General features: G+C 59.9%; 19 protein-coding genes and 3 pseudogenes. 15 read left to right on the top strand and 7 right to left on the bottom strand.

From position 1 onward, the window contains the following. Positions 1–367 precede the first annotated feature (367 nt). On the top strand, positions 368–2,902 hold the full coding sequence (locus X756_RS137465; protein ID WP_031239649.1) for a two-component system VirA-like sensor kinase: 2,535 nt from the start codon (positions 368–370) through the stop codon (positions 2,900–2,902). An 856-nt stretch (positions 2,903–3,758) separates the two neighbouring features. On the opposite strand, the pseudogene X756_RS01230 reads toward X756_RS137465, so the two are convergent. The 3 genes and pseudogenes from X756_RS01230 to istA form a co-directional block, all read right to left on the bottom strand. Then, positions 3,759–4,377: pseudogene (locus X756_RS01230) on the bottom strand (coproporphyrinogen III oxidase); the annotation flags it as partial. 161 nt (positions 4,378–4,538) lie between these two features. Further along, positions 4,539–5,273, bottom strand: coding sequence for an IS21-like element helper ATPase IstB (gene istB, locus X756_RS137470; protein WP_031239648.1), 735 nt, complete (start codon positions 5,271–5,273; stop codon positions 4,539–4,541). Next, the gene (istA, locus tag X756_RS137475; protein WP_023731720.1) at positions 5,206–6,774 is read right to left on the bottom strand and encodes an IS21 family transposase; all 1,569 of its coding nucleotides are present in this window, start codon (positions 6,772–6,774) and stop codon (positions 5,206–5,208) included. The genes istB and istA overlap by 68 nt, the downstream gene beginning before the upstream one ends. A 418-nt stretch (positions 6,775–7,192) precedes the next feature. Here istA and X756_RS137480 point away from each other — a divergent pair, with 418 nt between their 5' ends. The 7 genes from X756_RS137480 (at position 7,193) to X756_RS1000000170665 (ending at position 13,970) form a co-directional block, all read left to right on the top strand. Further along, positions 7,193–8,398, top strand: a complete 1,206-nt coding sequence (locus tag X756_RS137480; RefSeq protein ID WP_023731719.1) for an ATP-binding protein — start codon at positions 7,193–7,195, stop codon at positions 8,396–8,398. After that, positions 8,391–10,892, top strand: a complete 2,502-nt coding sequence (locus X756_RS137485) for a S8 family peptidase (protein ID WP_023731718.1) — start codon at positions 8,391–8,393, stop codon at positions 10,890–10,892. Before X756_RS137480 ends, X756_RS137485 begins: the two co-directional genes overlap by 8 nt. Before the next feature lie 22 nt (positions 10,893–10,914). Further along, positions 10,915–11,133: a hypothetical protein gene (locus X756_RS1000000169140; protein ID WP_156941439.1), complete on the top strand. Its 219-nt coding sequence runs from the start codon at positions 10,915–10,917 to the stop codon at positions 11,131–11,133. A gap of 64 nt (positions 11,134–11,197) precedes the next feature. Next, a complete protein-coding gene (locus X756_RS0135850) occupies positions 11,198–11,920 on the top strand; it encodes a toll/interleukin-1 receptor domain-containing protein (protein WP_023747641.1) in 723 nt (240 codons plus the stop codon). Positions 11,921–13,027: 1,107 nt separating this feature from the next. Further along, positions 13,028–13,171 (top strand): hypothetical protein, encoded by a 144-nt coding sequence (locus tag X756_RS1000000169135; protein WP_155922533.1) that lies wholly within the window; start codon positions 13,028–13,030, stop codon positions 13,169–13,171. A gap of 221 nt (positions 13,172–13,392) precedes the next feature. Further along, positions 13,393–13,677, top strand: coding sequence for a LysR family transcriptional regulator (locus X756_RS1000000170670; RefSeq protein ID WP_023731715.1), 285 nt, complete (start codon positions 13,393–13,395; stop codon positions 13,675–13,677). A gap of 11 nt (positions 13,678–13,688) precedes the next feature. Then, positions 13,689–13,970, top strand: a complete 282-nt coding sequence (locus tag X756_RS1000000170665) for a LysR substrate-binding domain-containing protein (RefSeq protein ID WP_348529839.1) — start codon at positions 13,689–13,691, stop codon at positions 13,968–13,970. Between the two features lie 525 nt (positions 13,971–14,495). On the opposite strand, the gene X756_RS137495 is transcribed toward X756_RS1000000170665, so the two are convergent. The 3 genes from X756_RS137495 to X756_RS1000000168320 all read right to left on the bottom strand — a co-directional run bounded on the left by X756_RS137495 (position 14,496) and on the right by X756_RS1000000168320 (position 16,361). Then, positions 14,496–14,786, bottom strand: coding sequence for a ParB N-terminal domain-containing protein (locus X756_RS137495; protein ID WP_023724668.1), 291 nt, complete (start codon positions 14,784–14,786; stop codon positions 14,496–14,498). 352 nt (positions 14,787–15,138) lie between these two features. Further along, positions 15,139–15,831, bottom strand: coding sequence for a hypothetical protein (locus X756_RS137500; protein ID WP_023731712.1), 693 nt, complete (start codon positions 15,829–15,831; stop codon positions 15,139–15,141). 242 nt (positions 15,832–16,073) lie between these two features. Then, positions 16,074–16,361 (bottom strand): hypothetical protein, encoded by a 288-nt coding sequence (locus X756_RS1000000168320; protein ID WP_081726247.1) that lies wholly within the window; start codon positions 16,359–16,361, stop codon positions 16,074–16,076. Positions 16,362–16,979: 618 nt separating this feature from the next. Between X756_RS1000000168320 and X756_RS1000000169130 the strand changes: the two genes are divergently transcribed. Both X756_RS1000000169130 and X756_RS1000000170190 read left to right on the top strand, forming a co-directional pair. Continuing rightward, positions 16,980–17,123, top strand: a complete 144-nt coding sequence (locus tag X756_RS1000000169130) for a hypothetical protein (protein ID WP_023827448.1) — start codon at positions 16,980–16,982, stop codon at positions 17,121–17,123. Positions 17,124–17,523: 400 nt separating this feature from the next. After that, entirely contained in the window at positions 17,524–17,715 is a 192-nt protein-coding gene (locus X756_RS1000000170190) for a hypothetical protein (RefSeq protein WP_023685615.1), read from the top strand. A gap of 176 nt (positions 17,716–17,891) precedes the next feature. Here the strand turns inward: X756_RS1000000170190 and hemN are convergent, their stop codons facing one another. Then, complete coding sequence (hemN, locus tag X756_RS137515; RefSeq protein WP_023724671.1) at positions 17,892–19,253, bottom strand: oxygen-independent coproporphyrinogen III oxidase; 1,362 nt, start codon at positions 19,251–19,253, stop codon at positions 17,892–17,894. A gap of 1,007 nt (positions 19,254–20,260) precedes the next feature. Between hemN and X756_RS137520 the strand changes: the two genes are divergently transcribed. The 5 genes and pseudogenes from X756_RS137520 (at position 20,261) to X756_RS137530 (ending at position 23,638) form a co-directional block, all read left to right on the top strand. Then, positions 20,261–21,418, top strand: coding sequence for a porin (locus X756_RS137520; protein WP_023724672.1), 1,158 nt, complete (start codon positions 20,261–20,263; stop codon positions 21,416–21,418). A 24-nt stretch (positions 21,419–21,442) separates the two neighbouring features. Further along, positions 21,443–21,698, top strand: a pseudogene (locus X756_RS1000000168315) (thiazole synthase); the annotation flags it as partial. Further along, positions 21,695–22,320 (top strand): annotated as a pseudogene (locus tag X756_RS1000000170660) (thiamine phosphate synthase). The pseudogenes X756_RS1000000168315 and X756_RS1000000170660, both read left to right, overlap by 4 nt. A 50-nt stretch (positions 22,321–22,370) precedes the next feature. Further along, on the top strand, positions 22,371–22,667 hold the full coding sequence (locus tag X756_RS1000000170175) for a bifunctional hydroxymethylpyrimidine kinase/phosphomethylpyrimidine kinase (protein ID WP_023827447.1): 297 nt from the start codon (positions 22,371–22,373) through the stop codon (positions 22,665–22,667). Positions 22,668–23,143: 476 nt separating this feature from the next. Further along, on the top strand, positions 23,144–23,638 hold the full coding sequence (locus X756_RS137530; RefSeq protein ID WP_031197366.1) for a MaoC family dehydratase: 495 nt from the start codon (positions 23,144–23,146) through the stop codon (positions 23,636–23,638). The last annotated feature ends 263 nt before the right edge of the window (positions 23,639–23,901 follow it).

Genomic DNA, 23,901 nt, shown 5'->3' with positions numbered 1-23,901 from the left:
CAAGGATGCCCGCTGGACGGGATGACCCCAAGGGAAGCGTGTCGGACGCTTTCGCAGCAGCCGGCTCTAGGCACGCCGGAGTTGAGGCCGCCGCCCCGCCAGTATTAGCTGCCAGCCAACAGCAGATCCGGCCCTCGCCAGTTGCGTTTGACCGACCGGTATCATCCTCGGCTGCTGCGGGCGTGCGCTTGTATGCCCCTTCGATGATCTCTCGGAAGACCAGTTCCGAAAACTGCGATCAGTTGCCCGCCTTGTGCTGCCGCCTCGCCGTCGAGGTCGAAACGCCCGCGAATCAATGGAAGGTCAGCGGGCCATGGGGGCAGAGTGCAACGGCGTCTACACCGCCTATTTGAGGGGAGAGGTACACTTGGCTTTCCTGTTCCAGCAGCATCCGGCCGCACACCGACTCGATGGGGAGCTAGAATTCAAATCGGACCTTCGCAAGGCACGCACCGCGGATCAAACGCCGTTCGTTTGGGAAAAATGGCTCAGTACCGACAAAGCTTCTGTAATGGCCCTAGTGGCCTCGGTCGCGCTCTTGGTCGCGATACAGTGGCAAGACCCCCAGATCAACGAGGCGGTCCTAAGCGAACTGCGGACGATTCAGATCAACTACGCATTGCTCCAGCGAGACGTCGCCCGCGCAGACATGGTATTGGACTTCCGTTCCGTTGCTTCTACCGGGCAAGCATTAAAAAGCAACCTTCAAAACTACCAACGCCTTGTTGAGATCTCGCCCAATGAGAGCTCCGGGGTGCACTCCAGGTTGGTTGCACAGCTCAAAAATTCCCTCGAAAACACAGAAGCTGCCATCTCGGCCTCGGCCGCGCAAAATGAGCTTCTGCAAAGCTCTCTGGTACGCTTTGCTCGCTCGGCTAATCGCCTTCGGGGGGGAGTGTCGAACAGGCCTGAATTTTCCAATCTGATCCTTCAATTTTCGGCCAGACCGGGATTCAGCCTCGCATTACAAATCGATCATTCTCTCCGCCGACTTCCTCCTAGCCAGGACCAAGTCACGGAGGATGTTGCCCGCGAGGGCCGCGCTATCCTGTCCTCAATGTTGAGGTTGGACCGCGCTGTCAATCGGATCCCATCCTTCGACACGTTCGCCAAGGCTGCCGAATTGGAGCGAGAACATCTGAAAGCCTACAGCTTCGCCAGCGCGCAAGCGCAGCGTACACGACTTTTCTTTGGCTTGGTGTCCATATGCCTCTGCTTGTTTGCGACCATTCGAGCCTCCACGCTGCATGTGCGGACGAACCGGTTGGAAAGGCGGTTAGAGCTTGAAGCGGCGATGAGTGAGATCGAAGCTTGTTTCATCGACAGTCAAGCAACGAAGGCTTCGCGGCGCTTCTCCACCGAAGCAGCGCTTAGACTCATTCAATGCGTTTTCGATGCGGATCAATGCGCGCTTGCTCTGGTGGATCCGAGTATCAGCAGGAATACCGAGTACTTTGTCGCGAACAAGCGCATGCGCGTCTGGAACGCCACGCTAATCCATGAAGTCGTCTCACTTGTACACCCGGAACAGCCAGTGTTTCGCGTCGTTCCGGCGTCGGAAGTGGTTCGGACTGCCGTAGGCACTACCGGTGTTTGTCAAATTGTTGGTTGCCGGGCCTCCGATCAGCAGGCTGCGGTTTGTATCCTTGTTTTTGAAGGAGATCGCTCACCACCCTCCACAGACGACCTCCTGGTTCTGGCGAGCGCTACTGTGCGTTTAGGCAACCATCTTGAAATGCAACGTGTACACACGGAACGTAACCTTTTTGAGAGTCGATGGGAGCATGCGGAAAGGCTGACGGCTGTCGGCACAATCGCAAGCGGCGTTACACATGAATTCAATAATGTTCTAGGAGCAATAGTCGGCTACGCGGAGATGGCTAAAGGTCTTGTGCGTCGCCCCTCGAGAATTCGGGGCCACATCGGCCAAATTATCTTGGCCAGCAACCGAGCCAAACTGATTATTGATCAAATTTTGTCACTAAGCCGAAATCGGAAGCGCGTGACGATGCCTTTCGACGTCTCGGAGAGTGTAATGGATCTCGCGCCATTGCTGCGGGTTACACTTCGTGCGGATGTTCAGTTGAACTTCAAGATCAACGAGTGGCAAACGGTGATCGAGGGCAGCCCGACCGAGATACAGCAGATCCTTATGAATCTATGCAAGAACGCGTCGGAGGCTCTCTTGAATGAGGGCCGTGTCGAGATTAGCGTTTCTCGCGCTCACGTCTGTCAAACGAAGCCCGTGGCTAAGGGCACCTTGAAACCGGGAGATTACGTTCTCCTCTCCATCAGCGACGATGGCCAAGGAATCGCAAGTTCGGTGCTTCCGCATATCTTTGAGCCCTTTTTTACCACGCGCTCTCGCGTCGGCGGGACCGGACTGGGTCTTGCTGCAGTGGACCGCCATGTGAGCGCGCTCGCAGGATGCCTTGACGTCACCTCGGCTGTTGGCCGAGGTACACGCTTCGATCTCTACTTACCGGCCTGCCCTGAGGAGCAGGTCAGAGCTGATAGCGCTTTCGGCCCATGCGATGGATCACTTGGCAACGGAGAAATCATTGCAGTCGTTGACCCCGATCCAGCAGCGTTGGAGATCTACAAGGATAAGATCGCCGCGCTGGGTTATAAGCCGGTCGGCTTCGCGACCTTCGAGAGTCTTTGCGACTGGATCGAGAGCGGGAAGGCAGCCGACCTCCTAATTTTCGATAAAGCGACTTTCCTCGGGCCACGACAGCCCGAAGCCGTACGTACCACCCTGATGACGGTGCCCATCATCGTCGTTGGTGGAAGCGACCCCATGCCGATCACATCTGGTAATCAGACCTTCGTCCTTTGGCTAGCCAAACCGGTCTCGTCCAGGACGATGGAGCATGCAATTCGTAGGATGATAATGGCATGATGCCGCCGACGCGCTCAGGATACCGAGCTATCGAGGCAGTCGGAGGCGGAGCCGGCTGGGATCCAGCAAATACAAGAGCGTCGGACGATCTCTGCGCACCCGGCTCATGGCGAGTTCCCCTCGAACACTGTCGTCGGCTTCCGCTCAAGGAAGGCTCCCCGACCACGGCAAACCTGCCGCCGTGCTCGTGACCGTCAAGGACAAGTCGCCGCGCGATGGGGTCTGCGGGCCTCCATCCTTGACAAGTCACTGCGCGCTGGCGGCGACAGGCGACGGGTAATATAAGGTCGGGACGAGGAGATGGTCGCCAATCGGTCACGCAAGATGGTTGACGAGATGACTCGAGAGCAAAGCTTGACAATCATCGCCCCATTCACGCCAGACTTCTCCTGTGCGTTCATCATCGGCCACGGCTCCTCGCTGCCCCGACAAGGCTATCGCCGCCCGGCCGGGCAAGCGATATCCCAGGTTCCGACGTGTTCCTTTCATGCTTGATGGACCTAGGCCCCGGCAGGCATGTGGCTGGGTTCTCGGTCGCGGATCTGTGAGGCAAGCACGGGGTGAGCGACGGCTCGACCCACCATTGGGAAGGCCGGCTTCGGCACGGAGGTGCGGCCTCGGCGTTGAGAGGCATCGGATCGGGTGTAGCAGGACTTTCGAACTAACTGCCGACAACACACTGGATAGGCCGTTCTCGTCGTTCGGTCCAGTTCACCAACGCCTATGTCGACATTTTACGGCGCTTCACTACTAACCGGGCACCGCACGATGGCAGCTCGTTCTCTCCGGCAAAAGGTACTCCCTGTGTTAGCTTCCGTGTTGTGTGCTTGCCCTCAACTGCGGGATACGTAAGGCCATCCCTAAAAGCATCGAATGCGGCAGCAACAGCGCGAATCCCAAGCGATGCTCCGCCGTACGCGGACAAGACCGTTTTCGAAGTCCACTAGTCCGTCCTTGGCCAGCATCGCCAAACGCTCATCTGAACCGCGAAGACGGATCGGATCAGATCCGTGGGCGACACAGATTGCCGGGACGTCAGCCTCGAAATCGCACATTAATCGCTCGATGATTGCGGCTCGCACGCGGTCGTCGTCTGTGAGGCGATGGCCCTTCGATGTCGCCAGTCGGCCAACTGCGATGTGCTGGATGTAGATATCCCGTGTAACTTCGTTTTGAACGTACCCCTGGACGATGCGGCCGATAGCCGACGCGCCGAAACCGATCAGGGTTCTGCAGGTATCGGCAGAGTAGCCCAACGAGTTACGTCGCAGGCGACCGGTTTCCTGTGCCAGCGCGAGCTCGTCGTGCGGCAAGGCGAAATGGTCGAGCCCGATCTCCCGGTAGCCGGCGGCAACCAGCGTCACGGCGACAGCCGCATGCTGTTCAGCGCGGGCAGCGCTGGCAAGCCGGTCGGGGCGCATGGCGACCGCTGCCCTCGCCGTCTCGACCCACGACACCACCGTTTGACGCGGCAGGCGTCCCACGGTGTCAATGACCACGGAATCGGGACCCTGTTTTTTCGCGCAAAAGGGACCCCGGCTTTCGGTGCTGAGAGGCACGCCGGTAAGCGCCCGATCAGGCGAAGCTGGTCGGGGTTGCACAGCCTGACCGGGCGCGACTGATTGGCTTTCGGACTTCAGCTTTGAGAGCGGCTCTTGAAGCGCCAGGATTCGTTGCCAGTCTCGGCGATCTCGCAGTGATGGGTGAGGCGGTCGAGCAGCGCGGTTGTCATCTTGGCGTCGCCGAAGACGCTCGGCCATTCCCCGAAGGCGAGATTGGTGGTGATGATGACACTGGTGCGTTCGTAAAGCTTCGAGACCAGATGGAAGAGCAATTGCCCGCCGGCCAGAGCGAAGGGCAGATAGCCGAGCTCATCGAGTACGACGAAGTCGAGCCGGGTCAGGTGATCGGCAATGCGGCCCTGGCGGCCGGAGCGGGTTTCGGTCTCGAGCCTGTTGACGAGGTCGACGACATTGAAGAAGCGCCCGCGTGCGCCGTTGCGGATGAGAGAACGGGCAATGGCGATCGCCAGATGCGACTTGCCGGTGCCTGTCCCGCCGACCAGGACGACATTGCGCTGATCGGCGACGAAAGCGCCGGCGGCGAGGTCGCGGATCAGGCTCTCGTTGACCGGCGTGCCGGCAAAATCGAAGTCCTCGATATCCTTGGCCAGCGGAAGCTTGGCGACGGTGAGCTGGTACTTGATGGAGCGGGCCAGCTTCTCCGATATCTCGGCCTGCAACAGATCGCCGACGATCTTCGGCGGTTCGTGCTGCCGCTTGATGGCGACGCCCATGATCTCGTCAGAGGCCGCGCGCATCCCGAAGAGTTTCAGCGCCCCCATCAGTTCCAGTACTTCGGTGCGTTCCATGGCTGTTCGTCCTCCTGAGGCTGTCATAGCGGGCGCAGTCGGCGATCGGCTCGTGAGCCAGCTTCAGCGCCTGGGGAATGGAAAGGATCGTGCCCGGCGCCGGATCGCGGCTGCGGGCCAGGATGTTGAGGATCACCGCCGACGACGAGACGCCGTGCTCGATGGCTTCCTGGCAGGCGGCCTCGACCGCGCTCAATCCGTCGGTCAGCACGCAGGTGAGGATCGACACCATCTGCCGATCCCCGTCATCAACCGCCTTGAGCTTGCGGCGCACCTTCTCCATTGCCGACGGCAGGACCCAGCCAAGGAACGGCGCGCCGTTGCGCAATCCGCCCGGCTTGCGGGCCAGCACCGGCACGTAGTGCCAGGGATCGTAGATGACCTCGTTGCGGCCGAAGCAGCGGGCATGCTCGCCCACGACCACGCCGTCCTGGCGGATAATGATCCGGTCGGCATAAGCATGGATCTCGACCGGCCGGCCGACGGCACTCGACAGCACCGAGTATTTGTTGTTGTCGAAGCGCACCGTGCAGGTCTTCGACACCGACGCGGGAATGCAGTGGAAGCCGTCGAAGCGACCGGCATAGGGAATGAAGCTGGCGCGTTCTTCCTCGAACACCTCCCAGACCGTGCGCTCGCCCTGCTCGGGATGCCGATGCGCCTTGGCATAGGCAACGCATTTGTCGGCCAGCCAGCCGTTGAGATCCTCCAGCGTCTTGAAGCGCAGCCTCGGCGTGAAGAAGCGCTCGCGCACCAGCCCGACCTGGTTCTCGACTTGCCCCTTCTCCCAGCCGGCCGCCGGCGTGCAGGCCTCCGGCTCGACAAGATAATGCCCGCACATCTGCGCAAAGCGGCGGTTGTAGCGGCGGTCCCTGCCGATGAAGATCGCGTCCACAGCCGTCTTCATGTTGTCGTAGATGCCGCGCGTGCAGGCGCCGCGGAAGAAGCTGAACGCCCGGTCATGGGCGTCGAACACCATCTCCTGCGTTTCGCGCGGATAGGCCCGCACGAAGAACATACGGCTGTGGCAAAGCCGCATGTGCGCCACCTTCACCGTTACCGTCACGCCGTCGAGCAGAACGATCTCGTGGCTCCAGTCGAACTGGTAGGCCTCGCCCGGCGCAAAGCTCAACGGAATGTAGGCTTCGGCCGCGGCGCTGCCGCGATCCGCCTCCCAACTCTGAGCATGCCGCCACACCGAACTGTAGCTGCCGTCATAGCCGAGGCCGCGAAGCTCCTCGAAGATGCGGATCAGTGTCAGCCGCTCCCGCTGAGACTTGGCCGCATTCGCCGACAGCAGCCGATCCAACTCGTCACGCCAGGCGCCCATCCGGGGATAAGGCTGATGCTTGCGCTCGTAACGGAACTCTGTCTCCTCGGAACGCAAAACCTTGCGCACCACCTTCCGGGAGATCTTCAGCTCCCGCCAGATCGCCTTGATCGACTTTCCCTGCACCAGCGACAGCCGGCGTATCTTTGCAATCGTCTCCACAACCAACATCCAAAACACAAATGCCTCCGACCAAACCGGAGGCATCTTGATGACCCCTTCGTTAAGGGGTCCCGTTTGGACGAAAATCACCTCTCAAACAGGGTCCTCATTCCATGAAAAATCACACTCTGGCGGTTATTTCGTGCTGCCGACTGCTGGAGCGGCCTAACGAGCACGGGTTTTGATCTTAGCCTCAATGGATATTCCGTCCTTGCTCGATGCCTGACCAGTCTGGGCTGCTTCTCCAGACTCCGCGTCCGAACCGGCATGGGGCTTCGCTGCAACAAACAGCACTCATCCCGCACCCTCGTAACCAGAAGCGCATCGAAATCAAACCAAGGCGCAACATTTTCCGTTGACGCGCAACAAATTGCCGTCTACATGCATCATAGGTCATCAATCTCGCATCAGATCGTAGGTTTAGCGCATGGAGCACTTTTCAATCATTCAGGCGCTCTGCCGAACGGCGATGGGCGCACCAACGCCGGCGCTGCGCAAGCAGATCGAGCGGCTAAGGGATGCTCTCGTCAAAGATGGTGAGGAAAAGCAAGCAGCGTCGCTCGCGGGGATTCTTGCCACGGCGGATCGCCTAACAGAGGCGGCCCCGAGCCGAATCGAGCGCTCGCGAGCGAACCTTTCCGGCGAGACACTCGGTCGCAACACGCCGGTTCCTGTCGATCGTGAATCGGCTGCCGCCTTGGCGGAGATCATCTTTCCGTCGGAAGTCGAGGAGGCGGCCCCGCTTTTCAATTCGACTGTGACGCAGGCAGTTGAGACGATCGTCGATGAATGGGCCGACTTCGAGGCGCTCGCGACCGTCGATATCGTGCCGTCAAAGACATGTTTGATCTACGGAGCGCCTGGCACAGGGAAAACTCGACTGGCCCTCTGGATTGCTCGCAAGCTGGACTTGCCCGTTGTTCTCGTAAAACTGGATGGCCTTGTTTCGTCGTTTCTCGGAACGACGGCGCGCAATATTGGAAATCTCTTCGCATTCGCCAATCGCTATCGCTGCGTGCTTCTACTTGATGAATTCGACGCGATTGCAAAAGTCCGCGACGACCCCCAAGAGGTCGGCGAGATCAAGCGTGTTGTTAATGCCCTTCTCCAAAATCTGGATGTTAGACAAAACATAGGATTGACGATCGGCATTACCAATCACTCGAAGCTGCTTGATCCGGCGGTCTGGCGCCGTTTTGAGGTCCAGCTTGAAATCCCTAAGCCCGATTTTGAGGTGCGGAAGGCGATCGCCGCCATGTTTATGCCGCCTGTATCGGCTCCCGACATCCATCTACGTCTTATTGCGTGGTTCACTGAAGGTTCAACCGGAGCGGAGATCGAGGCGCTGGTGCGGACATACAAAAAGGCCACCACGGTTCGCGAGCACGATCGCCGAGGATTACTGGATACGCTCCGTCAATTTGCGACTCTCAACGCGGCTCGCATTCAGAGTGAGCGTCGAACGCTGTTGTTTGACGATCCCGCCACTTTGTTCCGGGCCATGCGTGACGACCCCATTCTCGCATTTTCAATGGCCGACATCGGCGAAATCGCAGGGCGGGATAAATCGACCGTAAGCCGTCAACTCGGGCGACAAGCCAGTAAAGCCGATGGGGGTGTAAATCATGGCTAGCCCGATCCAGATCGTCCTCAATCCGGACAATTATGAGGAAGCCCGAGAGGCAGGCGGCGGAGGCGGACGCAAGGACTTCTTTGCTCACCGCGATCGGGAATTTGGCGCCCATAAGGCAGCTCTGATCGAGCAAATCGACGCCATTTCCGGGATTCTTTCGGCGCAAGCGCAGGGACCAATCGGCTACGTCAAGGTCATCCTTAAACGAGATGCCTGGGCAAAGAGCCATCGGCCGGTTGGGGCGCTTTTCCGCAGCGACCGGGCGCCTCTAGTCGGGGGTGGAGATCTCGGTGTGATGCTTGTCGAAGGCCGCCCGTCGGCATTGGCGCAGGTGAAAGCTGAAATTGCCAAAGCCGAAACGCAGACCAGGATGCGCTATGACGAGAAAAAGGGGAAAGAGGTAGCCAACCCCTCAGCGCAAAAGAGCGAGGCCGGAGCGATCGACCGGATCGAACTCTATGGCGCGTCCGACAAGCGCAGCTTTTCGGTCGAAGAAGCTGTTGCATGGCTGGCCAATCCGATGACGGGAAGCGGGTATCAGGTCGAATTATTCGACGTATTGCCACCGCGTGCCGAATGGGATCGGCTCGACCCCGCGCAGAGGCGCCTGGTCGAGTCCTTCGTTGCTGGCTTCAACGCCCTTGAACAAAGTCTATCAGTGGAGCGTCTGCCTAACTGGCGACAGCGGCTCCCGATGCTTTCCGTGCGTCTGGACCGAGCCGGAGACGGCGCCGTCCTACGGCTGACGAGCGTATCATCAAAGGAGCGCCGTGAGCTTGCGCCGTTCGACCCGAATGTTCAGCATCACAGCCGTTTGCTGGCCTTCTTAGACACGCATCCCTTAGTCCGGCGGATCGAGTTGCCCGGCATCGTGGTGCGTTCTGCTCGCCCGGCAACGCCGAGCCGCGCTCGACCAGATCACGCGATTATGCCAGTTCGCGATAGCCGCAGGACCCATCCGCGGCTGGGTATCATCGATGGCGGCATAAGCTCGGCTTTGTCCGATTGGGTCATCGATCGATGGGACGTGCTTGCTGACGAAGACATGGATCTTTCCCACGGCACGTTCATTGGCGGCCTTGCCGTCGCTGGAGCCGGTATGAATGGTGCGGGGACTTGCCCCGAACCCGACGGAGCGGAGCTGGTTGACGTAGCTGTATTCCCAAATGAGCAGAAGGCCGGTGCCTTCGCATCTTACTATTCGGGCGGCCTCCCTCAGTTTTTCGATGAAATGGATGCGGCCGTCGCAGATGCGCGCGCACGGCATGGCGTGCGTGTCTTCAATATGAGTCTGAACATCCTTCAGCCTGCCGCACCCGATCGCTACAGCCCCCATGCGGTCCGGCTTGATCAGATTGCCGAAGAAAACAATGCCGTCGTGTTCATTTCCGCCGGTAACATTCAGCCGCAAGACCTTCGACCGGAGTGGCCGGCCGATGCGGCAACAGCCCTTTCTAATCTCGCGCTTGCCCGAAACGACGGGCTCCTGACGCCCGCAGAGAGCGCAAGAAATGTTGCAGTCGCGGCATTGAATCCATCAGGACACAGCGGCTGTTTGCCGTTCGCTCCAGCCCGTTTCAGCCGTCGGGGGCCTGGGCTTCGGTCCGGCGGGAAACCCGACCTCGCTCACATCGGAGGCGCGGGAACGCAGCACGCGACGCTGGGGCATGGCCTTTTCTCCATCCTTCCGGATGGAACGGTAATCGACGGTTGCGGCACCAGCTACGCCTCGCCTTTGGTCGCCAAGACGGCGGCGGTCCTCGACCACGCCATCGAGGGCGAGGTCTCTCGTGAAACCCTCATCGGGTTGCTGGTCCACCACGCCGAGATTCCAGAGCCCTTGCGCCCGAAAATGTTGGCACCGGTGGCACGGCACCTTGTCGGCTTTGGGATGCCGCCATCTGCTGAACGTATTCTGGAGACGGGCGATCATTCAATCACCCTCGTCTTCGCCTCACGTATCCAGCATGGCCAGCAGATCAATTTCCGGTTCCCGTGGCCGGCATCCCTGGTCGGGCCTGGCGGCAAATGTCGAGGGCGGGCAAAGCTCACGCTCGTATCCACGCCGCCGCTGGATGCCCGGTTTGGTTCCGAGTTCGTCCGGGTCAACGTGAATGCCGTCCTGCAACAGGAGCAGGATGAAGGCAAATGGAAGGGCCGCCTTGATCCGCTGTACCTCCCGTCTTCGCGAGAATCGCCAGCGGTCGAGGCGGAGCTAATCGAACATGACCTGAAATGGAGTCCAGTAAAGGTCCACGCCAAGACCTTCCCGCAGGGAGTCGGGCCTTCCTCGAACTGGCGACTTTTTGTTGAGTATCTCACCCGCGCTGGTGAGGTGATGCCCGAGGGTGGCGTACCCTTCACGGCGATTCTGACGATCAGCGATCCAGAGGCGGAAAAGCCGGTCTTTAATGACATGCGTCAAAGCCTTCAGGCGATTGGTACGCAAATCGCTGACATTCGAACGGCAGCGCGTATTACGCCGCGTGTCTAGCGGCCCGTATAGGAGAAGTTACTTGGCTCGGTCGAAAGAGAAGCGAATTGGTTATCTGCGAGGAAAAATGCCCGATGGAACGGAGGCTGTGGTCAGTGTTTCCAAGATTGGTCGCGATTACAGGATTGGATGTGGTTTGAAAGATCATCTCTGCCATCCCTCCGTCCGAGATATTGAAGGCGTAAGGCGTGAGGCATTGCTCGCCTTCGACGTACGCGATGCAATTTATCAGTCAATTTGAATGGGCCACAAAGCGCATCAATAAGATTCGCGAGCTGGCGGAATGATGAAGGAGATGAAAAGGCATGGCTAGATGTACTGCACCAGTAAGGGGGCATCGCTCATCGGCCGCCGCGGCCGACTGCCCCGCGTGCGGGAGTCGCTATAGCCGTTTCGGTGGTTACGGCGGGTATGGCGGCGACTACGGCAGCCGCGGATCATACTCGTCCCCTTCATACTCCTCCTCTGGTAGCGGCGGTCGGAGTAGCGGCGGGTCGGGGCGCCGCACCGCAAAGCCGCGCTGGTCGGGAGTAGGTTCGGCTGTGTTGTACACGCCTGAACAAGTGCAGGCGCTCACGCCGGTTCGAGAAAACGTAGAGAACCTAGCGGCCTCACAGCCTGATCTTCGAGATGTGTTTCTCTGTCACGCATGGGATGACAGGCAGGGCTCCGCCAAAGAACTGCATGATCTGCTCGAAGCGCGCGGTGTCCGCGTGTGGTTCAGTGAGAAGGACCTTGGCCTCGGGGTGCCGATGATGCGGGCGATCGACAAGGGCTTGGTGAATTCGCGCGTCGGTATCGTGTTGGTGACCCCGGCTATGTTGCGGCGCCTCCCGGCAGAAGGCATCGCAGACAAAGAGCTTTCAGCGCTCCTCAGACGTGAGCGGCTCGTCCCGGTTGTTCACGGAACGACCTATGAAGAGCTTGAGCAGGTCAGCCTCCTGCTAGCCTCCCGAGCCGGGTTGAGCACTGCCGAGGAGTCGATGGCGGAAGTCGCGGCCAAAATCGCCGAATTGGTCGCTATTTAGTCACGCCGGAGTCAAACTGGGGTGGCTGACTAAATCCCTCCTATCGGCAGCATCCTGTCTTTTCGCTGTAAATGCCAAGTTTCATCCATCCTCACTCATCAGAGAGCAGAAGCACGCACACGTCGTCGTTAGGTGACATGATCGTCCTCCAGGTTTTTGCGCGTGTCACGCTCACGCGGAANAGAAGCACGCACACGTCGTCGTTAGGTGACATGATCGTCCTCCAGGTTTTTGCGCGTGTCACGCTCACGCGGAAATTCTGGCGGGCTTGCGTCATCGCCCCCGCGCGGACATTGCCGCCCACGATACGATCCGGGTTGCCGACGATCTCGCCCTTGTAGCGCTTCGGCCATCCTTCGAAGATGATGACCTCATCGAACTGCTTCCCCTTCGCCTTGTGCATGTTCATCACGACGACACCCGACTCCGGCTTGTGAGCGGTCGCGAAATGCTCCTGCACGAACGCTTGGCGGGTGACAGCCAGCGCGTTCTTGTATCCGCCGGTATCGCGCCAGTCCTGCGACAGGATTTGCCGGAGCTGCGTTCCGCGTTCGAGAAGCCGGACGTTGCGCGCCTCCTTCGCAACCTCGGCGAGCCGGGTGCAGGCCCCATCCTCAAGCACCGATCGAATGGCGGTCCAGTCGCCGTCGGGCTGTCCAGTCAGCGCAACAGCCGCTGCAGCCTCGTGGACCGCGAACGTGGCTTGCAAGACGCTGTTCGCCGGAACGGCCTTTCCCTTCGCGAGGCGGCAGTCATTCCACTTGCCTAGCGCGGAGCGGAACCGCGCCGCTTCCGTCAGATCGCCCTTCGTCGGCGCCTGGCCCCCTCGGCCGCTGAAATAGCTGCAAAGCACATCGACGAATTCGTCAAAGCAGCCGGCGTGACTTCGCTGCTGGAGAAGGAAGGCAATCACCTCCGCCGCCAGGATCGGGCCTTCCATGTCGACGGCGGCCGTGTGCGCGATCGGAGGCACGTTGCCGAAGGGCTCGCGCAGATTGTCGGAGGCCAGCCGGGTCATACGCTTCCTCGGCACCAGAATCGCAAGCGACCAATCCCGGCCGCCCGTCGCGACTAGCCGCTTACGCACCGGCCACGATGACGGGGCTGATGATCTATTTCGCAGGGGCCGTTCTGGCGGCCTACGGCGGGGCCACACACTCGGGCGGAAAGTCGATCGCCCACAAGCGGAATGACCTTTCAACCAAGCTCGACCGCGAGATCGCGAAGCTGCACACGACTCATCTTCGCTGAGGGCACGCTGCGCCAGCAGACAGCCGTCGCCGAATTTCTGAAACTCGCGACATTGCGAAGCCTGGTTGGCCTAGTAGTCGCCTCCAACGGGACATCCTTACTCACTGGCCGTCGGGACAATGGAGCAATTCATCCGATTCTGTTCTCCGGTAGGGGACACGAGTCACAACGATTAGCGGCGCGAAAAGAGAGACATGAGACGACGACAGCATTCAGCACTGATGACCGAAAGACGAAGCAGAGTGCCGACGTCGTCGCTAGGGTCGCGTATTCCCCTCACGTCACTCATCCAGACGCTCGCCGTCGCCGAGTATCTGAACTTCCGCCATGCGGCGAACGCGCTCGGCGTCAGCCAGTCCAGCGTCAGCGCGCGCATCAAAGCGCTGGAGGAAGATCTCGGCATCCTCCTGTTCGAGCGCAACACACGCGGCGTCCGGCTCACCGAGGCCGGACGACTCTTTGTCCAACGCTATCAGCCGGTGTCGAGCACCTCGAATATGCCGTAAAGTCGGCCGGCATGGCGGCCCTGGGGGAATGCGGCAGGCTACGCATGGGCGTCCACGGTCTGATCCCGCATAGCTTCCTCGCCAAGCTGATCGGCCGATATCGAACCACCTATCCGGGTGTCGAGCTTGAAGTCGCCGAAAGCACGGCGCGAGAAGCGCTCATGCAACTGCGTGCCGATCAACTCGACATCGCATTCGTGGTCGGAACGCCAGACACGCCTGATTGCCGTTCGCGACGAATGTGGACCGAGCCGCTTGGTTGTAGCACTGCCGGACAGCCACCTGATCGCTGAACAGGAGCACGTCACTTGGGCCGATCTTGCCGGGGGAGACCTTCCTCGTCCGCCCTAACGGCCCCGGACCACAAGTTCATGACCATATCCTCCTGCGGCTGTCGGGCCGGTGGCCGGCACCGTCTATTCTGCGTGTCGCTGTCGAACGTGCGTCGTTGCTGTCGATCGTGGGGCAAGGTTTCGGCGTCACGTTGCTCGGGGCCGCATCGAGCCTGTCACCTGTCGCGGGTGTCCGCTTTCTGCCGATCGCCGACGAGCCCGAACGTGTAGTGTTCTCAGCCGTGTGGTCGCCCTTCAACCGAAGCACCGCCCTCCGAAACCTACTCGACCTCGCAGAGGCGATGAGGCGATAGCGCGCGACCCCGGGCAGAACCGGGCCAACCCGTCCTATTCGCCGCCGATACTATGCGGCGACACGCCAGCCTCATCTTCGTAATTGCACTTCCCGAAATCCCCCATTCTCTGATCGGCTCCGACATTTTTGCCGATTGGAGCCTGTATGCGTGGAGGCCGAATCCTCTGGGGTCAGATCACCGTCGTTCTGACCATCGTTCTCGTGATGACCTGGGCGGCCACGCAATGGACTGCATGGCGCCTGACCGAATAATCCTTGGTCACAGCCACGCCCTGTACGGTGCGGCCCTCGTCCAGCAGCAACCGCAAGGCCCCCAGTCGCCGCCCTCCGGCGACGACTTGGAACTTGGCTCCCTTCGGCGCCTTGCGGGTCACAAGGTTATGGATGAGGCCATGGGCCTCGATGGTGGCGGCCAGTTCGGCCCTACCTGCGAGCGGGATAGTGATTTCAGCGGTATTCATCGACTTGCTCGTTGTTGATTTCAGGGATTGACCTGAATTGTTCAGGTCCCCTGAACCCCTGCCTCGCGGCGAGTAGCGGGGAGCGAGGGGGGCAAGTCCCGGGGGCGGAGGGGTCTCCCCGGTCTGCACCTAGCGAAGCGGAGGAAGATGGGGGAACCCGCCCGCGGCGGCTTGCTGGGGAGAGAGGGCCGCGCGCCTCTCTAGGAGAAAGACCGTGGCCCTGAGACCGGCTCAACAGGGCGGCCGTAGGAGCATCCGCAACGCGCCGCCGTCAGGCGGGATGCGGAACGGACGGCCCCCGGCGAAGGGCGCCGTTCTCTTTGAGCTGCGACCCTGGTGAGCGCCTTCGTGCCTAAAGCTGTGCCGTCGGGCTAAGCTTCAGCTTAAGATCGTTCTGAAAAGCCGAACATGGTTCGTCGAGGTAACCCTTGAGGGAAGGATCCTTGTCGGGTTCCCTGTTTTTCGACAAAATCGCCCTGCAGAATTTATATTGCGATTTGGCGGCATCGCACTGCTGGGTGTCCGCCTTATAGCAAGCGTGGACCAAAACGGCTCCCACGTAATCATGCTCGACGTTGTTGGAAGAAAGGTGGGTCTGAATGTCTTGGAGAATGGCAACTCCATGGGACATCCCATCTGCTCCGGAGTAGGTCATTACGAGTTGACCGGGTCGTTCAAAGCCGCTTACCGAGCCGCTCCCTGCAACGTTCTCGTAGGTGCCAGACAAATCCGGGGCCGACGTGAATGTCACCTTGAAGGGGTGCCCCAGGCCGACGGGGGTGACATCCGCAAAGTCGGGACCGTAGTACACCGAGAGATACCACTCGCCCTCTGTAAGAGCGTTGGGGGCTTGCCCGAGCCCAAGGCGCTGCATGCTCTTGTCGATGACAGTCCGAACGACGTTGGACGTGCCCTGCTGGATGCCTTCGCCGAAGCCGGTCCAGATGAAGGCGCCTACGGCCAACACAGCCACACCCAGCAGGCCGAACCTCGCACCTGTTGACTTCGTTTCACGCCCTGGCTCGATTTCCGGCTGGTCCTGCATCCGCCCCTCGCAACGCTCGTCGGGAACAACTTGGGACCCGATTATGGGCCCAAGGGATCGGTCAGCAGGCTTCCAGATGAACTTTCTTCTTCATGTGCATTCCTCCTCGACTCAAGGGCACTTGCCGTGCGGAGCCGAACACACGCAGTATGGAGATGATAACCCGATTGCGGCTTTCAAGTGTCCTCGCATCCCCCGAGGGCGCCACCTGATCTCTCGGGCAACCTTGTTCGGCGCCGCAGTTATTGAGGCGGTCGGCTTGGAAGCAGTTCCTTATGGCCCTCATGCATAAACCAGAGCACCCGTTTGAGATGACTGCGAAGGGCCTTACGGGCGCGGATTGGCTCTTTGACCGGATCGATACCCAGTACATCCAGCGCCATCTCCTCTTCGCTGGCACTGTCGGCGCAAGCGTCCATGAGCTTCAAATAGAGCTCGAAATGCTTGTCATCATATGCGGTTAGGCTTTCCGACCAGGGGACTTCCGTTGCAATGGTTGGATCAGGCGTTGGGCGCGATCTGCTTTTCATCCATGTCTCGCTTTGGCGATGAACCAGCCCCCCGTTCCGATTCAGAATATCTCCATCTAGCGCACTTTCAACAGTTCTCGGCCTTCTTTCGGACAGTGCCCAATCGTTGCATATGGTCGTGGGTTCCAAATTGGCACGCGGCTGCTCGCGACCAATACATCCTCAACTTGGCGAGGCCATGTAACGCCCGGCTGAACCAGAATGGCGCGGCTAACGCATCGCCGATTGGATCGAACCTCTTATTTTAGCTTCGCGATAATCTTGTCTGGATGCTTGCAAGCGTCCATCATGCCGCCGTACATACGCTTAAGGATGTTGCCCGCGCCGTGGTTTGGGCGACCGGTCGCAGTTGGAGGCTGGCGCGATGTTTCGGCGCCAAGCTCACCATGCACGGACATCTTGCCGCCTACACACGCTTTTTCGACCGCGCACCGGGCGATTGCAGCATGGTCGTCGGGGCGCGTCCCGAAGGCTGGTGGTACAGCGCCGACTTGCGCGTGCCTCACCGATCCGGATCTGGGCAGCGAACTGCGCAAAGCCGGACATTGGTACCGCGCTTTAGCCGCAACGCAGTCCATCGCGCCGCTCGTGCCGCCCAACGCAATCGAGACCGCCAGCATGATCAAGGCGGCGGGAACCGCAACGATCGATCCCGCCGCCGGTGACCGCTGGGTCGCGGCGGGCGACTGCCTGTTCTGTGCCGATCCACTGTCATCACGCGGGATCGTGCATGCACTCCGCTCAGGGATCCTGGCGGCCTAGGGCATCGGACATGCTGGACGGGCGTGGCGATTCGCCTGCGCCCGCTATGCAAAATCGCCACACGCGGGTTTGCCGATTAGCTCCCGGCGCTGGCTGCCCACTATGCAGCCGCCGCGCGATGGGATACGCCTTTCTCGCAGCGGCGGCGCAGCCATGTCTTCCACGCGTCTAGCATCGAAGGAGGGAGGTCAGAGGTGGTCTCTGGACGGGGTGCTCGGCATTTATGAACCGACCGAGCGCCAGCGAGTGGTCGTCGGCGGGCTCGATGGCGGCATCAGGTCAGGGAACTCGGCCTCCATGATCATCTCCGATTTAATTCAAATTTGTCTGTATATATTGACGATTGCACTACCTTCACCTCGTAGACGGCAATGCGGGCGGGTAGAGAGGGTTCTATGATATGATAAGCGATTTTTCCGCCGCCCGAGTGCATTTAGATCGAGCGTATGACTACCTTTGTGGGGATGACCCGATGAGTCAAAGGGGCCGCGAAGCCTTGGACCTGCTAATTGAGGCGGTTGCCGTCGAAGAGTTCAAGCAGCCACGCCAAAGCGCTGAGGTGCTAAGGTTTCCGATCGGGCGCCGCTGCTGAGGTAATCTCCACGGCCGCCATGTAGCCTCGCGGGTGAGGCGCTCACGGCAGGGACTCGCCGCCCCGTGAGGGCCGGGAACGAACGCATTGGCAAACGGAAAGCCCACTTGCCAGACCAGCGCCCGGCCGGCGTGGCAAGTAGGCCGGCGGTTCCAAGCGGAGACATTGATGCCGGACTATGTCGTGCTTTGCATCGCATTAAGCTGCTGCGGGATATACGTAACGCCATCCCTAAAAACATCAAATGCGGCAGCGACAGCGCGAATCCCAAAGCGATGCTCCCGCCGTACGCGGACAAAGCCGTTTTCGAAGTCCACTATCCCGTCCTTGGCCAGCATGGCCAAACGCTCATCTGAATCGCGAAGACGGATCGGATCAGATCCGTGGGCGACACAGATTGCCGGCACGTCAGCCTCGAAATCGCACATTAATCGCTCGATAATTGCGGCTCGCACGCGGTCGTCGTCTGTGAGGCGATGGCCCTTCGATGTCGCCAGTCGGCCAGCTGCGATGTGCCGGATGTAGATATCCCGTGTAACTTCGTTTTGAACGTATCCCTGGCCGATGCGGCCGATAGCCGACGCGCCGAAACCGATCAGGGTTCTGCAGGTATCGGCCGAGTAGCCCAACGAGTTACGTCGCAGGCGACCTGTTTCCTGTGCCAGCGCGAGCTCGTCGTCCGGCAAGGCGAAATGGTCGAGCCCGATCTGTCGGTAGCCGGCGGAAACCAGCGTCACGGCGACAGCCGCATACTGTTCAGCGCGGGCAGCGCTGTCGGGAAGAAATTCCGCCTCAATGAGGCGCTGATTCTTTACTTGGGATGGGATGTGCGAGTAGCCGAACAAGGCAAGCCGGTCGGGGCGCATGGCGACCGCCGCCCTCACTGTTTCGACGCACGACTCCACCGTTTGACGCGGCAGGCCGTAGATGAGGTCGAAGTTGATCCGGTTTACTCCATGCCGGCGCAGCATTTCCACGGCAGCCGACGTCTGGGCCTCGCTCTGGATTCGGTTGATCGCTTTTTGAACAATGGGATCGAAGCTCTGTACGCCCAGGCTCGCGCGGTTCACGCCGGCCGCTCCCAAGCCTTCCGCCATCTCGGGCGTGAGCGTGCGTGGATCGATCTCGATGGCGACCGTAGCTGATTTCGAGATGGCGAAGCGGCATCGCAGGAACTCCATCAGAGCGAGGAACTCGGCTGGTCCGATGAGAGACGGCGTTCCGCCGCCGAAATGTATGTCGCTCACGGGCAACGTCTTCGGCACTCGCTCCGAAACCAGACGGATCTCGTCACGCAGCGCCGCCAGATAGTTGAGGATGGGCGCATCACGGCGGGTGATGGTGGTTGGGAAGCCGCAATACCAGCAGGCTGATCGGCAGAACGGAACGTGCAGATAGAGTGACACCGGATCATCAGCCGGCAGGTTCCTGAGCCATTCCTCATAAGCCTCGGCGCCGACCGCCCCAGAGAACTCCGACACAGCCGGATAGATAGTGTACCAAGGCAGCCGGGCCTCTCGAAATTTCGTGGTCTGCAACGGTCACCGTCCCATGCTGATAACATCCAACCTTACCGCTGCGCTCGCCTGCGTCTTTGCGCTATGTCAGTCCGTTCCGCTTTGGGCTCGAAATTTTTTAGCAATGGGCGCCGTTCAGTCTTGGCTGGACAGCGATGGTCTGAGCGCACTCGGTCAGCGACTGACGATGGTGTTCCCGCCGAAACCCTCACGCGCACCGTTTTGTTCCACCGTCCCTTCCCTTCATCTGCGCGTGGGAGACTCTTCTGAGCGCAGATGAAGCATCCGATGAGACAATATACGGTGTTGGGTCCAGACTTTGCACGCCAGCTACCGCCGCCCATAATGATCTCTGCCGTCTCGATGAGCTCGTTGTGTGAATTGCTGGCAGAAGCATTAGCTGTGCCGCGCCGCTTTCAGCACGAAAACCTGCTCGACGCGACCGTCAGGTCCGCCGCAATGCCAAGGCTGGCGCCTACCGACTCAGTGGTGCAAGGCTGCGGCGCGTGGTTATCGACCATCAGCTCGCCAAAGTGACGGCGTCGTACCGAGCGGTGGCCGTCGCATGATGCCTCAACTGCGGGGCTCACAGCAAACAATGCCGTCGCCATTAAGCCAAACTGTCGCGAAGCGAACAGACGAACCGTAGCCGAAACGTTTGCCGTTCGTGCTTGGGTGGATCCGCAAGGCAAAAAGAACGGAAGCGCGAACCAAGGTCCGCCCGCACATTGAGCTTCAAGCCGCAGCTGGGTCGTCAGGGTGGCACGTCATTTGCGGTAGTACCCTTTGTGAGGCCCGCCGCGGAGGTGAAAAGGTGATTGTACAAAAATGTTGTATGACCGTCTGGGAGTGATAACTACTTAATATATGTAACAACAAGTCTCAATCACATTCTAAATTCTCCTGAGCATTAGCACGACAGGTGCAGCAACACTCCTGGAATTCAGCTTGATGCGCTATCAACCGTTTGCTTAGCAAAAATCATTTATCGGTCTCGATTCCTTTTACTATTTAGACGGAGATCAACAATGACCATTGGGAGCCTCCTCCTCGGCTCAACTGCGGCACTGGTCGCCGTTTCCGACGCTCGCGCCGTGATCATCGTCCCCGAGCCTGATCCGACTGAGTACCTCAAGATCTGCGACGTCTACGGCTCGGGCTACATCTACATTTCAGGCACCGAGGCCTGCCTGCGCATCGGCGGCTATGTCAGTTACGACGTCGGCTTGGGCCATGTCGGATTGTTTGACCACGCAAGAACCTCAGATGTGAGGACTGGTGAGGATCAGGGTACATGGCAAAATAATACGCGCTTCACACTGAAAGCTTGGACCGGCCAGGAGACCGAACTCGGCACGTTGAAGACCTACACCGAAACCCGCGTGAATTTCGGTAACCGCCACACTTCGGTTTCGGACAGTTCTCGGTCCTATGCCTTCAACGGAGACAGCATCTTGACTTTCGCCTGGATTCAGCTTGGTGGCCTCCGAGTTGGTAAGGACTGGTCGGCCTTCGACATGTTTATTGGTGGCGCGGGTGACGTACTCAACCAGACGCCGGTTCCGTACGGCGCTTTGGATACCAATGTGGTCCAGTACTACTTCGACGCCGCGAACGGCTTTTCCGCCGTGGTTTCGCTCGAAGAAGGCTCAGGCGTGGTGGGCACAATCGACAACTACGCTCCGCACATAGTCGGCGGCTTGAAATACACACATGGCTGGGGAGCGATCACCGGCGTTGCTGGTTATGATAGCAACTACGAATCGGTAGCCGCCAAGGTCCGTGTCGACATCAATGTCACCAACGAACTGTTGCTGTTCGGAATGTTCGGCTACGGTTCCAATGGCAAGCTCAACGACGACTCCATGAACGCGATCGACGCTCATGGTCGCGGCTTCTATAAGATTTGGCGCGGGAACTGGGCTTTCTGGGCTGGCGCCGCTTACGAGGTCAACGAGACAACTTCGTTCAACCTTCAGCTCTCGGGTGATCAGCTCAAGAACTATGGTGTCGCTGCGAACGTCGCCTATGCGCTTCTTCCAGATTTCACAGTTACGGCTGAACTCGACTACGACCGCTACGGAGGCTCCGCCGTCGGAAAGGTGAAAGCTTCCGAAGTGAACTGGGCCAATGCCAACAAGAAGAGCAGTGTCGGCGGTATCCTGCGTTTCGAACGCTCATTCTAATGCGATGAAGCGTTGAGCTCCGAGGTGCAGTTGATGCGCGGACATTTCCCCTACATTCCGTTTGATTGTGGATGCGTGGCTCGGACGGCCGTCGTACGCGGCGACGTCATGGAGCTCGGGTTTGACGCCGTGCTCCTGAACACGGCGGTCCCGAGGGCGGCCGATCCGGTCGGGATGGCGCGTGCGTTCGGCAAGGGCGGTCGATGCCATTCGTGAAGCTAGCACTGGAATGCTCGAACCGCGCTACTCACCGAAGGTCGGCAGGGCTGTCTTCTCATGAAGCTCGATCCCTTCTATCTGAATTTCGACGTGCCGGCTGGGTTGACCGGCTGGCGCCGCTCGGCGTGACTGCTGCAGCTCCGGATAAAGGATATGGACGAGAAAGGACTGCAGACGGAAATCCGCCGCGCGAACGACGCCTGACGGTCCATGGTTGCCAAGTGAGCGTCAACGACTATTGGCGCACGGCAATGAGGAAGGCTGCGACTCATCCATCTTGGTCAAAAGGATTTGGCTGCCGCCGATGCTGATGATGAAATACGCCGGATTGAAGCTCGGCCTTTCGATCCACGATCACACCGAACTGCGCCAGTGGCCGAGCCGGAGTATGTGGCGCTCGGCCCAGTCTATCCAACTAGCCTCAAGAAGATGAATGGGCGTCGCAAGGGCTCGAGCGGATCAGCGAGTGGAAGCACCAGGTCGCGCCGGTCCCATTGGTCTCCATCGGCGGCCTCAACCTGACCGGCTCGAAGGCGTTTTTCGAGGCTGGCGCCGAAAGCGCAGCCGTGGTCACCGACCTTGCGCTGAACGACGCCCCAGAAGCGCGCACGCGAGAATGGATCGAAAGACAGAACAATAGCGCTGGGGCGAGAACCGCATGTGCTCGTTGTTGTAGGGTCTGATTCCCGCGGTGGGGCTGGAATTGCCCGCGAGATCGAGACGATCGCTTGCCTTGACGTGCGCACCTGCCTTTGCTGTCAGCGCGCTGACGGTGCAAACCCAGGAAGACGCCTTGGAAATCCAAGTTACTCAACCCGGTCTGGTGACGGATCAAATGCGCGCTGCGCTTCAAGCTAACAGAGTGGCCGGCACCAAGGTTGGCATGCTCGCAACGGCTGAGATCATCGTCGCTGCGGTTGCCGCTGTGCTGCGCGAATATCGGCGCATATCGACAGTCCAGATCCGGTGCTGGCTTCCACGTCAGGCCGAGCGCTTCTTGAAGCAAGCGCCATCCCGCATCATGAAGTAGCATCTGATGCCGCTTTGCCGTGTCGACACCCAATGTCATTGAACTGGCGCTTCTTGCCGGCTCAGTGCTACCGGTGAATGAGGCCGGCGCGCTTCAACAAGGACCCCAAGCCACCCCGTCTGCCGGACTCCTCCAAATTCGAAACACGGATGGTTCCTATCCAGACAATTGATTTTATCAATCTGCGACAATACCGCATAGCGGCGCCGGCGGAATGATCATCCGTAGCAAGACGAGCTGCTTTCGGCGGCTTGCAGGACGCGCACCGCGACCGATCACAAGCCGGCTCGTCTGCAGCCATGTTCGGATCGGCCGCATCGGTGCGCCGAATGAGATTGCCGGCGGAACGATCTATTCGTGCAGCTTGGACGGCAGTCATCTCACCGGGGCCATCCTGCCGATGGATGGCCGGCAGTCGGTGCAGCATTGGCTGACACTGTTCACGGAATGAAGCCGTCGCGCTTCGGACGGTTGAAATGGAGGACATTAGCGTGGAACCGATCAGTCTCGACGAACTTCTGGCCAGCGTCGGCAAGGAAGTCGGCGTGTCGCCGTGGCGGGTGGTCTCGCAGCGGATGATCGACCAGTTCGCCGAGGCCACCGATGACCACCAGTTCATCCACTGCGATCCGGAGCGCGCCAAGGGCGAGACGCCGTTCGGCGGCACCATCGCACATGGCTTCCTGTCGCTTTCGCTTTTGTCGGCGATGACTTTCGAGACCATGCGGCCGCTCGAAAACTGCAAGATGGGTGTCAACTATGGCTTCGAATCGCTGCGCTTCCTGGCGCCGGTGAAAACCGGATCTCGCATCCGCACCCGTTTCGTACTGGCCGACGTCAAGGTCAGGCCGTCGGGCTGGGTGCAGACGGCGCTGGGCGTGACGATTGAGATCGAGGGCTCGAAAAAGCCGGCGCTGACCGCGCGCTGGTTGACGCTGACGCTGATCAAACGCCAGCCGGAGGCGGCCTGAATTGCTCAACGAGCATCAGCAGAGACGATCTTCACGTGCCGGGGCGATGTAGGCGACTAGTGCGCACCGATCGGCAACGCGGCCACGGGGGTCGGCTAGATAGAGTGGCAGGAATGCCTAATCGTTGGCTCCGACTCGGAAGGGGCTTCGATGTATCGGAAGCGCTTCGGCTTTGGTTGTGTGCGTCAAGTTCTGCAAAAAGGGGCGGCCATGATGCTGGTCATGCGGCTTGGCGCAGAGCGAGCTTCTTGTGCTCGCGCAGG

Origin of the sequence: Mesorhizobium sp. LNJC405B00 (assembly GCF_000502615.1) — a bacterium.
Classification (GTDB): domain Bacteria; phylum Pseudomonadota; class Alphaproteobacteria; order Rhizobiales; family Rhizobiaceae; genus Mesorhizobium.
The sequence above is the reverse complement of the archived record's forward strand: the minus strand, read 5'-3'. Positions and strand labels throughout refer to the sequence as shown.